Here is an 11,627-nt window from a genome sequence, read left to right on the forward strand (position 1 = left end):
AATGCCGCCTCTCCCTGTCGCGTCCGGGAGTACGTCGCCTGTCGGCCTCGAGTCCGCTATTGCACCGGTACTCGCCCCGGCGATGGTGAACTCCCCGCTGCTGGACGCACTCGCCTGGGTCGCGATCGCGGGTTTTTTCGGTGCCGTCGTCTTCCAGTGGCGAGGTGGGACCGACCTCGCCCGGCAACTCGCCGCCGGATCGTGGCTCGTCTTCGGCCTCTTCTGGCTCACGATGGTGCCGTACTACTACCTCGACGCCCAGAGCCCGATCCAGACCGTGCTCGCGCTGGCTGCTCTCCCGCTGTGTGTCTACACCGGCTACCTCCTGTATTCAGGCCGTGAGTCGTTGTTGTTGCTCTCGAAGGCCGTCGCCATCATGGGACTGATCTACCTCCCCGCAGAGACGATCCCGTTCGTCCGCCAGTGGCTGATCGAGACGACTGCGATGCAGGCACACTTCGTGATGGACCTGCTAGGACACGCCCCCGGACTGAGCGAGGGCGCAAACGGCTACCAGAGCCGGTTCGACTTCGATCCCGACGAGACGGTCACCGGTCGAACGACCTACATCGTCCTCGCCTGTACTGGACTCGGGAGCATGGCGATCTTCGGCGGGCTCATCGCCTCCGTCTCCGCACCGCTGAAACGCAAACTCTCCGCGTTCGCGCTCGCGATCGGTGTCATCTGGTTTCTCAACCTCCTGCGCAACGTCTTCATCGCGCTCGCCTCGCCGTACGGCTGGTTCCAATTCGACTGGCTCGTCTCGTTTATGACCACCTACATGGGCGCACAGCCGGATCGTGTCTCCTTCCTCGTTGCACACAACTACGTCGCCCAGTCGCTGTCGGTCGTCGCGCTCGTCGGGATTACCTTCCTCGTGGTCAGAATCCTCCCCGAAGTGCTCGCACCGCTCGAGGAGGTGCTGTTCGTTCTGAGCGGCACCGAGTACGACCTCTTCGAGGCGTTGGGCCACGAGGAGGCTCGCCCCGACGCCACCGGCGACCGCGAGCAGTGACCGAGTCGGTCGACGTTCCGTTCTCGCTCTCTCGCCGGGCCGTCTATCTCCCGGCAGCCGACGCGCTCGTTCTCGCCGACGTCCACCTCGGCCGAGCCGCCGCCTCGAGCGTCGATGCCCCGATCGACGACGGTGCCGACGTCTGTGATCGACTGGCTGACGTACTCGAACGAACCGACCCCGCGACGGTCGTCGTCGCCGGCGACCTCCTCCACTCGTTCGACCACCTTCCGCGTGGCACAGAGCGCGACCTCGCGGCCCTCGAGTCGGTCGTCGAAGACGCCGACGCCTCGCTCGTCGTCACGGCAGGCAACCACGACCCGATGCTCGAATCCGTCTTCGACGGGGCACTGACGACAGAGTACCGACTCGCAGACGGCGGGACGGTCGTCTGTCACGGCCACGAACGTCCCTCGAGCGAGGCCGAACGGTACGTGATCGGCCACGACCACCCGGCGCTGTCGGTCGACGGTCGGAAACTGCCGTGTTTTCTCTACGGCCCGGCCGCCTACGACGGCGCAGACGTTCTCGTCCTCCCGGCGTTCACCCGGCTCGCCGCCGGGGCGACCGTCAACAGGATGTCGGCCAGCGACTTCCAGTCGCCGCTGATTCGAGACGCGGATGGCTTTCACCCGGCGATCAGGGACGACTCGAGGGCGGAGACGCTGTGGTTTCCGACGCTAGGTGCGTGCCGGCGGCTGCTATAATTTCGTTCGAATCGGCGAGGAGAGTGATCTCGCTCACGTCGACGGACGACACGCCTCTGGACGGACCCGAAAACCTGGCTACTACCGTGCCGACGCGTCCTCGAGAACCGCTCCGGCCGCCTGCCTGCCGCTCTCCATCGCCCCCTGAATCGACGACCAGCGTGTGTAATCGCCCGCGAGGTAGATCCGCCCCTCGGGATCACGGACGTCCGGCAGCCCGTCGTGGGCGCCAGGTGGCTGATCGAACTGGGCGAACGGGATGCGTTCGGTGTGGAGAGACTCGAAGCCGCCGAAGAGCCGTTCGGGAAACCACGACTCGAGCGTCTCGCGGGTTCGCTCGGCCAGTTGCTCGTCGCTCTCCTCGCGCTCGCCGAGGTACGTCGCGCTGAGCAACGTCGCGTCGTCGGGCGCGTACTCGGGGGCAACGGCGCTGTGTGGGACGACCTGGTTCGGTCCACCGCCGGGACCTGCGTCACTAGCGTTCAATACGAGTCGCTTGCCCGTCTCGAGGTCGGCGTCGCCGGGCAGTCGATAGTACTGGGTGACACAGCTCCGCCCAGTCGTCGGAATCGACTCAACGCCAGTCAGTTCGCGAGCCGTTGGCGGATCGGTCGCGACGATGACGGCGTCGGCCGCCAGCGTCTCGTTGGTCGTCCACACCGTCACGCCCCCGTCGCCGTCGGACTCGACCGCTTCGACCGCTCGATCGGTCTCGAGCGTCGCGCCCGAGTCACGGGCATACCTGGCGAGTTGGATCGGAATCGCTTCCATACCCGCCGCGGGAACCACGGTGTCGCCGGCGGCAAGTGTTTGGAACGTGTACTCGAAGACCCGTTTCGAGGTCGAAAGCGTACGATCGAGACAGATTCCGCCGTAAAACGGTGCGGCGAAGTTATCGATGAACCGCTCGGAGAACCCCCGGTCGCGCAGGAACGCCTCGATCGTCCCGTCCGGCCCGTCGAATATCTCGTCGGGATCGACTCGAGCGAGATCAACACGCAAGCGCGCGACGCGGAGTTTGTCGCCGAAGGAGACGTCGCGATTGAACAGCGTCGCCGGCAACGCTCGCGGATCGCGAACGGGATCGGCGAGCGTCGACCGGTGACCCGGCCGGGCAAGGATCGCCCCCGGCGCGAACCGACGGAGGTCGAGCGCCTCGAGGTCGAGCTCTCGCTTTACGGCCGGATACGCGGTGAACAGTACCTGAAAGCCGCGGTCGAATCGGTAGCCGTCGCGCTCGAGCGTCCGGACGCGGCCACCGACCGTCTCCTCGCGTTCGAGCAGCGTGACGTCGACGCCGCCGGCAGCGAGATGACGAGCCGCGACGAGGCCCGCCAGTCCACCACCGACCACGACGACGTGGGGTGTCGAAGTCATGCGATTTAGTTAGCAATCCGGACGTAAAGCTCTGGACCCAACGGCGGGATCCGGTTCGACCGTCTGCAGGCGAATATATACTAAACGTATTTCAACGGATAGTCTGTACCAATTGCCGTTGGATGAACGAAAACCGCCCCTCCCCGAAGCGATCGCCGAACTCGACGTCCTCCACCAAGCGACGGCAGTTTCTCCGCTCCGGCCTGACGATAACCGGCGTCGGAGCTACAGCACTCGGCACCCGTGCGGTAGTCGCCAGCAACGACTCCGACGACGACCTTCCCGACCAGATTCAGGCGGTCGAACGAAGTGACTGTGACGACGTGACGTTCTGGGAGCTACCGGCAAGCGAAGCACGCGACGGCTGGAGCACTCCCTCGGCGTCCGAGCGCTACTGTTCGGTCCCGTGTGAACTGCTCGAGTCGACCGACCTCGAGGTCGGCCACCAGCTCCGGATCGACGCCGAAAACGGCAGCAATGGGTTCGACAGCGCAGTCTACACCGTCGCCTCGGAACACGACGACGGCGAGCTTCGGCTGACCGACGACGGCCTCGAGCGGATCGGTGTGAGCGCCGACGGATCGGTGACAGTTACGCAACTGGCCGTCCACTCAACCTACGAGACGCGACAGCAGGGGCGGCTCAACGACGAGTACGTCGAGTACCTCGTGGGTGAGCCGAGCGACGCCACCGTTCTCGCACTCGCCCCACACGGCGGATACATCGAGTACGGAACGGACTTCCAGGCCGAACGCGTCGCCGAAACGGTTGACGGCGTTGGGTGGATCTGCTCGGGGTTCAACAACAGTGGCGGTGCGCTCAGTCGGTGGCACGTCCACTCGACGGACATCCATCCGGCCTCGTTTCCAAAGCTCGAGAAGACTCGAGCCCACGAGTTCGACTGGTCCGTCGCGTTCCACGGGTATACGAGCGAGACGATTCTCGTCGGCGGCACTGCGAGCGAGACAGACCGCGAACGCGTCGTCGACGAACTCGAGACGGCACTTCCCGACACACCGGTCGAACTCGCGAGCAGCGACGCCTCCGACTACGCGGGTGCGTCCCCCGAGAACGTACTCAACCAGGCCGGCTCGATCGGGCAGACGATCCAGCTCGAACAACCCACTGACATCCGCCAAAAGGAATGGGCGGTGGTCGCCGACGCCGTGGCCAGCGCACTCGAGGACCTGACGGAATAGCGCCGGTAGATCGCCGTTACCGGCAAACCGGTTCGACGTCGCGACGAGCGGCTCGTGCTCGATACTGTGACACAGCCAGTATCGGTGCTGCCGAGTGGCACCAAAAAAACGGACCGCGGTCGATCATCGTCGCGATACGCCGCGAGTTACGTCACCTCGAGTCGTCGTGAGGCGCTCGAAGTAGTTACTCGCTGTTTCCGCGTCCGTTCGGTGGCGTCTCCGATGGAGCGTTCCCGCGGTCTTCCGGTGGCGTCTCAGACGGAGCGTTCCCGCGGTCTTCCGGTGGTGTCTCCGACGGGGCGTTCCCACGGTCACACGGCGGATCCTGTTCCGGCGGTTCGACGTCGTCCGAGAGCGCGGCAGCGAGGCCGTGTGCGACCTCCTCCCAGTAAGCCCGACGGGAGTCGTAACTCTGTGAGAGATAGATGCTCTCCTCGCCGAGGCGGTTGACGAGCATGCGGTCGCTCGTGCCGTCGTCCTCGAGTTCGGCCTCGATTGCACAGCGCGGCAACGCGTCGTTGATGGAATCCCGGACGGTCTCGCGCAGGTCGCGGTCGGCCGTGCCACCGACGAGAACCCCGGCGTCACAGACGCCACTGCAGTCGACCGCGAGATCGTACTCGGTGTCTGCGATCGTCTCGAGTTCGGGATATGATTCGGGCGAGAGCTCCATCGTCGGGACGTGCCAGCGTCGGAAAGCGTTTCCACCGTCCGGCCCCCAGCCTTTCGTGCGCCAGCACGTCGAAGCGGTCAGTTCCGCGGCGTATTCGGCCTGATCATCCGTCCAGGGCTGGACGGCCCCGCCGTGGGGGGCAAGGAAGATTCGGTCAGTGCCTCGCTCGTCGAGTCGCTCGATGAGTTCACCCTGTTCGCGAGCCTGAGACTCGGAGAGATCCGGGTTCGGGATCGTCGTCGAAAGGGTCACCTCGAACTCGTCGTCGGCGAGTGAACAGTTCTGGTCCGGGCTCGGACACTCCACATCGCCGGGTGCCGGCGGCGTCGCCTCCTCGAGGTCGAGTCGGCAACGCGTGACGTCGGCAGCCCTGATGATGTCCGTCGGATCTTCGGGTCGTTCCTCGACGATCGTGTAGGCGGCAAACTCGTCGTCACGTCGCTCGACGCGAACTTGCTGGCCCTCAGAGAGGTCGTAGGCCGAGAGGAGTCGCGGGTCGGCCGACAGTGCGGTTCTGTCACCCTCGAGCGACGACTGGCCGTCGGCGAGCGGACAGAGCAGTGGCGTCTCGAAATCTTCGTCGTCGGTCGTCCGTGCTGCGACCTCGTACGATCCGGCGGCGAGGCCGAGCAGGGCTGGCGTACCGACCGCTGCAGCCAGTGTCGCTCGTCGGGTCAATGCGGGGGAATCGGCGTGTCCGGTAGTGTCGTTATCGTCTGTCATTTGGAGGTCTGTGTACGGGAGCGGTCCGTCTCCCAGCGGTTGGTCGTTCGAGCGGTTCGTCGGTCGCGCGATGTGGCCACTGGTGTACTCACTGCTGTATCACCTGTGGCGGCTGTTGCGGCCGATCGTCGGCCGCCGCCGAATTTGCGTTTGCCTCGAGTTCGCCCGCTGGCTCGGTGGCGTGGCGTTCGATCTCGTCGTCGAGGTCGCGCATGAACTCGGCGACGGTGTTCCCCATCACGAGTACCGGCCACCCGTCGTCGATCGACGCCTCGAGGACGTCGACCGCCGGTTCGGTCGCCGCGTCGTGGCAGATCACGGGAAAAGAGGATTTCTCCGCAAACAGCTCGGTATGGCTGCCGGCGACGCGGGCCTGCTCGATGGCGCCGCGATCGTAGAGGTCCTCGAGATACTCCTGAAACGACGCCGTTCGGGCCCGCCGGTCGCGTCGGAGGTAGACGAACGGTTGGATTTGCTCGCCGTCGTCGACGAGCGATCGTCGGACCATCTCGGTGCTCTCGACGTCGTTGACGTCGGCGGCGTTGTAGACACGGCCGTCGAGGGCGTGAACCCACTCGACGCGCAACGAATCGAGCATCGACTCACGGAGGTGATCGGAAAGCGGAGCTTCGCCGATCTCTTCGAGCACGCAGTCGATGGCGTAGACGCACTCGGCGCCCGGCACGTCGCTGTGTCGGTCGGGGACGTCGACGTGCGTGATCGTCGCGCCGATCTCCTCGAGTTCGCGCTCGAGGTACGAGCATAGCTGTGGATCCTGCTCACCGCTTACGACGTGAGTATCGGGCGGGGTGGCTCGTGCGAATGCGCGTGCGATCTTCGCGCGACTCCCGCCGAGGGTGTCACGGTGATCCTGTCTGACGTTCGTGACGACGAGAACGTCGGGCTGGCCGAACGCCTCGTTCATCATCCGCGTCGTATAGTCAGTGATACCCTGGTTTTCGAGGATCAGCGCTTCTGCGTCGGCGTACTTGCGTAGCTCACGGACGTTCTCGTAGAGCGTCACGCGGTCGCCGCGGTCGATGGGGTTTTCTTCCCCATCGTACAGCGACAGGGGATGATTGCCCGTGACCTTCGCGTAGGCGTCGTACTCGCGAGCACAGAGGATCTCGTACAGCCGTTCGGTCGTCCCGGACTTGCCTCGAGTTCCGGAGACGACGATCTTGACGTCGATATCCTCGAGTCTCTGACGGTGATTGATGCCGCGGGTGAACGACGAGACGAGGTGTCGTCCGACCTGCGTGAGCGATCGGGGGAGGTTCGTGACCGGTTTGCGGAGGGTCGTGGGGGATAGGTCTGGCATACTGTCTCAGCTCTGGGGGGAGCTGTCGGCGTCTGCCGCGGTCGACGGCGCTACACAGTGCAGCGGCTCGTCGACGTGGGGCGTCCTGTGGGGAGGGCTCGTGGGCGGGCGTTAGGTGTGACCGCTACTGGCCTGGGGTCGTCGGTCTCGGTCGGCGGGACGGAGTCGCTCGAGTCGAAGGGCCGTGTGTCCACCGGCGACGATGGCGGCTCCCAGCAATGTGAGTTGGAGGGGAAGCCGCGTCACGAGCAGTCCGTCGGGTCCGGGCGAAAGCGCAAGCCGGAGTCCGATGGCGAAGATCGCGAACGCACCGGCGGAGAGGCTGATCGACGTCAGGCGATGTCCTGGCGGCATCCGGTGGAGGTTGTACGCACCGACGCCGATGAGGATGGCCGTAAAGAACACGTGAAGCGCGGAGGTGACCGGCACGAACATCGCGATGGGGACGGCCCCCACGACTGCGATGACGAGTCCGGTCGAGAGCAACACGCGGCCATACAGCAGCGTCGTGCGGTGGAGTAGCGTCAGCAGGGAGTAGACGACGGCGATTCCGGCAACGTACAGCGGAACGATCGCCGCCGACTGGAGTGCGAACAGGGCGAGTAACGGGAGCGCGATGATCCCGTTGAGCCTGATTCCCCACCGACCGTAGACTCCCTCCGAGACGATCATGCCGAGGACGATCACCGCGAGGATCAACCCGAGCGACGCGTCGACGAAGAGGGCGTCCTCTCCACCGATCGTTGCGTCTCGAGCGATCGCGATGTCCGCCCGTTCGCCGTACAGCAACGGCGGCGTGAATCGTCCGAGGGAGGGTGCCAGCGTGAGGTTCACGAGACTGGCACCGAGCGCGACGAGCCCCACGAGGGCTCCACTGCTCACCAGCACGTCCTCACGACGACGGTCGGAATCGAGCTGGTGGTAGTTGTACGCGGCGACACCCGGTAAGATGGTCCCGACGAAGGTAAACGACGAGAGCGTTATACCGGGAACGCCGACAGCAGCGAGCCCTCCGAACACAGCAAGCGGGGCGGCCATGCTGATCGCCATACTCGCAAGGAGCAACTGGCGGCCGAACAGCAAGGTCCGCTGCTGGAGCATCGAAAGGCCGACGTACGCGGCGACAGTGCCGAGCACGAACACCGGCAGCGCGAGGAAGTCGTACAACACGTACACCGCGAACAGCGGCACGACGAGGACTCCGGACAGCCGGAGAGCGTACGATTGTACGAGCGCAATCCCCAGTAGCAAGCCTATCACGGTGAGCGTCGCGGCGACGATCATCGTGGTACGTATGTCCCATCACCGATTCGGCGGAGACGGTAACCTGACTCGAGTGACACGCTTGGCGTGGACGAAGACGGGGATGGAAGGCGGAGATCCCGGTGACTCGATTGACTTGCCGCTGGCGGGCGGCTGCTCGATGCTGGAGGGCTCATAGTTACAGCCAAAACAGCAATGCTTGATAAAGCTTTCTTCATTGTATTTTAACCTTTTGGCCGCTGTCTGAAACATTTTCACCGATAACGACTACTGGAAAGAAGAGTGAGTGGCGCACAGCGATTACCAATGCGAACCGTATTTCTTTCTGTTGTTCGGGTGGACAAACGATCATTTCTTATCCGATGTGTGATAAACAATCCCGTAGAACGTCTCGAAATGATTTTCCTTTTGAATGTTCACCAGAGCATCAGTAACCGCTGAGTACACTGGCCGCGACACAGAACCACGATCAAAGCATGCGTGATGATGCCAGCACACTCCCGAAGCAGCAGCTTCCCTCCGAAGAGCAGGACGTAACTGGAGGTGGTAGACGTAAGACCGAAGTCGTCCGCCGGATTATGCGTGCCACTCCACGTCGACACCACCGGAGATGAGGCCGGGACACACAGCCCTGGACGGCTGGCTCGAGCGCCCTAGAGATCCGTAACGAACCGGAGCACCAGCCCGAGTGCGATCACGAGTATACCTGAGACGGTAGCGATCGGTGGAATCGGGACGAACAGGAGGACGATACCGGCGAGGATCACGATCGTCGAGAGTCGGACCATGGTCGGGCTTCAACCGGGAAGGACGTAGGGATGTGGCCGGCATTACTCGCCCAGCGGGAGCGACGACGGCCGTGTCCGATCGCCGCCTCGAGAACCTATAACTGAGTGTTACCCGTATTTACGGTATGGTCGATGCGACAGTCACCCCAATCGAGCGCGGGACGATCACGACCGACGTCAACAACATCCTCGAGGGAGCCGTCCAGGCCTCGGCGGGCAAACCGAACCCCGAGTTCGAACTGGCCGAGGGGCCGGTCTACAATCTCGTGATCGACCACCCCGAGGCGACGATTCTCTGGGATACCGGCTCTCACCCGGAGGCCGACGCGGGACACTGGCCCGCACCGCTGTACGACGCCTTCGAGCACACCGGCCTGCGGCCGCTCGAGGACGATCTCGCCGACGCGGGCTACGACGTCGCCGACATCGACCGCGTGATCCAGACTCACCTCCACCTCGACCACGCGGGCGGGCTGTACGCCTTCGACGGGACCGACGTTCCGATCACCGTCCACGAGCGCGAGCTCAAATACGCCTACTACAGCGCCAAGACCGACGCCGGCAGCGACGCCTACATCGCCGACGACTTCGATCTCGATCTGCAGTGGGAGATCGTCCACAGCGACCGCGAGCCCCTTCTCGAGGGCGTCGACCTCCTGCACCTGCCCGGACACACCCCAGGGCTGCTCGGCGTGCAGCTCGAACTCGACGAACACGGGACCATCGTTCTCGCGGGCGACCTCGCCTATTCGCGGCCGAACTACGACGACGAACATCCCATGGGCGGCGGCCTGCTGTGGAGCAAGCGCCACTGGATCGACAGCGTCCGCCGGGTGAAAGCGGTCGAGCGACGCCGCGACGCCGACGTCTTCTGCGGACACGACGCCAGCGACCTCGAGCGGCTCCAGGAGCTGTAGCCGTCGCCCGCGACGTTCCGTGTGGACTGCCGCGGCCGGTACGACTTTTACTGTCCCGAAAGCCCAGAAGACATGGCCGACACAGATCCAGATGCGGACCTCGATCCGGCGTTCCAGACGGTTTTCGAGAACCGCGTGCGATTCGCCGAAACGGACCTGCAGGGGGTCGTCTTCTACGGCGAATACTTCACCTACCAGGACGAGGCCGTCACGGCGTTCTTCCGCGAAATCGGGTACAGCTACGACCGGATGGTCGAGGCGGGCTGGCAGGTCCACGTCGTCAGCGCCTCGCTCGACTACCGCGACGGTGCCGAATTCGACGACCGACTCCGCAATCGCATCCGCGTGAGCGACGTCGGAACCTCGAGTCTCACCTTCGAACACCGGATCGAACGCGAGGACGGGAGCCTCGTCGCCGAGGGCACCGTCACCCACGTCGCCGTCGACCTCGAGACCGAAGCGCCGACGCCGCTTCCAGACGACTTCCTCGAGGCCATCGCCACGTACCAGGGCGGCCTGCCCGAGTGAGCCCGTCGCTGCGGCTCGAGCGTCGTCGGCGAGTCGACGACGCCGTCTGCACAGGACGGGGGTGGACCGCCGAAGACGGAAGCTTTAGCTACTATCCGCTTGTATAACCCAATTATATCATGAGAGTACTCGTCACGGGCGCGAGCCGGGGAATCGGCCGGGCGATCGCACTGACCCTCGCCGGCGACCACGACGTCGCAGTCGGCTATCGAACGGCAGCCGACGCGGCTGCCGACGTGGTCGACGAAGTCAGAGAACAGGGCAGCAACACGGTCGCCGTGGGCGCCGACGTCCGCGATTCCGCGGCCGTCGAATCGATGATCAGTGAGGTCGTCGACGAATTCGGCGGGCTCGACGCCGTCGTCAACAACGCGGGCATCGTCGAGCCGGATCTCGCGACCGACATCGACGACGACCAATGGAGCCGGGTCCTCGAGACGAACCTCACTGGGGCGTTTTACGTGACACGGGCCGCGATTCCACATCTCGAGCCCGACGGCGACGTGGTGTTCGTCTCCAGTATCGGAGGGACCGGCGGGACGGTCGACGCCAGCTACGCGGCGAGCAAAGCGGCGCTCCACGGGTTGACGCGGTCGCTGGCGCGGGAGTACGGTGACAGCGGGCTCCAGGTCAACGCCGTCGCTCCCGGTCCCGTCGACACCGAGATGAACGACACGATCCTCGAGTTCCTCGAGCGAGTCGAGTTCCGGGGCCACGGCAACCTCGATACACACCTTCCCGAGTACGCCTGTCAGCCCGACGCCGTCGCTCACACGGTCGCGTATTTGCTGGAAAACGAGTACGTACAGGGCGAAATCGTCAACGTCAACGGCGGGATGCAGTTTCAGTAGCCGGTCACTGTGCTAGCCCGTTGACTCCACTCCGTATCGTGTCTACCCGAACGACACCCACCGTATCGTGCCTGGCTGTGCGACTCCCATCGTATCGTGGCTCCCCGAACGAACGGTCTGGACCAGTTGGTCTCCGGCGAGACGACCGATTCAGAGAGGCCGCCCGGAGACAGCACTCGTGCCGGCACCGGTGAGTACCCACGGCCTCCCCAGCCGATTCGTTCACTCGCGTCGCTCGTTCACTCATCCCTCGCGCGGCGTCGAC

Annotated in this window: 11 protein-coding genes; 6 read left to right on the top strand and 5 right to left on the bottom strand. The window is 64.6% G+C overall.

What is annotated here, in order from left to right; all coding sequences use genetic code 11:
* The first annotated feature begins 1 nt into the window (after window position 1).
* Window positions 2-1,015 (top strand): archaeosortase A, encoded by a 1,014-nt coding sequence (artA, locus tag AArc1_RS14565; RefSeq protein WP_117365052.1) that lies wholly within the window; start codon window positions 2-4, stop codon window positions 1,013-1,015.
* Window positions 1,012-1,722 carry a metallophosphoesterase gene (locus AArc1_RS14570; protein ID WP_117365053.1) on the top strand — a complete coding sequence of 237 codons (711 nt, stop codon included), beginning with the start codon at window positions 1,012-1,014 and terminating at the stop codon, window positions 1,720-1,722. Before artA ends, AArc1_RS14570 begins: the two co-directional genes overlap by 4 nt.
* Before the next feature lie 81 nt (window positions 1,723-1,803).
* Here AArc1_RS14570 and AArc1_RS14575 read toward each other — a convergent pair whose 3' ends face one another.
* Window positions 1,804-3,099, bottom strand: coding sequence for an NAD(P)/FAD-dependent oxidoreductase (locus AArc1_RS14575; RefSeq protein WP_117365054.1), 1,296 nt, complete (start codon window positions 3,097-3,099; stop codon window positions 1,804-1,806).
* A gap of 122 nt (window positions 3,100-3,221) precedes the next feature.
* Between AArc1_RS14575 and AArc1_RS14580 the strand changes: the two genes are divergently transcribed.
* Window positions 3,222-4,298, top strand: coding sequence for a poly-gamma-glutamate hydrolase family protein (locus AArc1_RS14580; RefSeq protein WP_117365055.1), 1,077 nt, complete (start codon window positions 3,222-3,224; stop codon window positions 4,296-4,298).
* A gap of 184 nt (window positions 4,299-4,482) precedes the next feature.
* Here AArc1_RS14580 and AArc1_RS14585 read toward each other — a convergent pair whose 3' ends face one another.
* The 4 genes from AArc1_RS14585 to AArc1_RS14600 all read right to left on the bottom strand — a co-directional run bounded on the left by AArc1_RS14585 (window position 4,483) and on the right by AArc1_RS14600 (window position 9,066).
* Complete coding sequence (locus AArc1_RS14585) at window positions 4,483-5,694, bottom strand: poly-gamma-glutamate hydrolase family protein (protein ID WP_117365056.1); 1,212 nt, start codon at window positions 5,692-5,694, stop codon at window positions 4,483-4,485.
* Between the two features lie 88 nt (window positions 5,695-5,782).
* The gene (locus AArc1_RS14590; RefSeq protein WP_117365057.1) at window positions 5,783-7,015 is read right to left on the bottom strand and encodes a Mur ligase family protein; all 1,233 of its coding nucleotides are present in this window, start codon (window positions 7,013-7,015) and stop codon (window positions 5,783-5,785) included.
* 111 nt (window positions 7,016-7,126) lie between these two features.
* Window positions 7,127-8,299, bottom strand: a complete 1,173-nt coding sequence (locus AArc1_RS14595; RefSeq protein WP_117365058.1) for a poly-gamma-glutamate biosynthesis protein PgsC/CapC — start codon at window positions 8,297-8,299, stop codon at window positions 7,127-7,129.
* A gap of 632 nt (window positions 8,300-8,931) precedes the next feature.
* Complete coding sequence (locus AArc1_RS14600) at window positions 8,932-9,066, bottom strand: transporter (protein ID WP_117365059.1); 135 nt, start codon at window positions 9,064-9,066, stop codon at window positions 8,932-8,934.
* A gap of 125 nt (window positions 9,067-9,191) precedes the next feature.
* Between AArc1_RS14600 and AArc1_RS14605 the strand changes: the two genes are divergently transcribed.
* The 3 genes from AArc1_RS14605 to AArc1_RS14615 all read left to right on the top strand — a co-directional run bounded on the left by AArc1_RS14605 (window position 9,192) and on the right by AArc1_RS14615 (window position 11,362).
* Window positions 9,192-9,983 carry an N-acyl homoserine lactonase family protein gene (locus AArc1_RS14605; protein ID WP_117365060.1) on the top strand — a complete coding sequence of 264 codons (792 nt, stop codon included), beginning with the start codon at window positions 9,192-9,194 and terminating at the stop codon, window positions 9,981-9,983.
* A gap of 72 nt (window positions 9,984-10,055) precedes the next feature.
* Window positions 10,056-10,511: an acyl-CoA thioesterase gene (locus AArc1_RS14610; RefSeq protein ID WP_117365061.1), complete on the top strand. Its 456-nt coding sequence runs from the start codon at window positions 10,056-10,058 to the stop codon at window positions 10,509-10,511.
* Window positions 10,512-10,630: 119 nt separating this feature from the next.
* Window positions 10,631-11,362, top strand: a complete 732-nt coding sequence (locus AArc1_RS14615; RefSeq protein ID WP_117365062.1) for an SDR family NAD(P)-dependent oxidoreductase — start codon at window positions 10,631-10,633, stop codon at window positions 11,360-11,362.
* Window positions 11,363-11,627: the final 265 nt, after the last annotated feature.

It is taken from the genome of Natrarchaeobaculum sulfurireducens (assembly GCF_003430825.1).
GTDB lineage: Archaea > Halobacteriota > Halobacteria > Halobacteriales > Natrialbaceae > Natrarchaeobaculum > Natrarchaeobaculum sulfurireducens.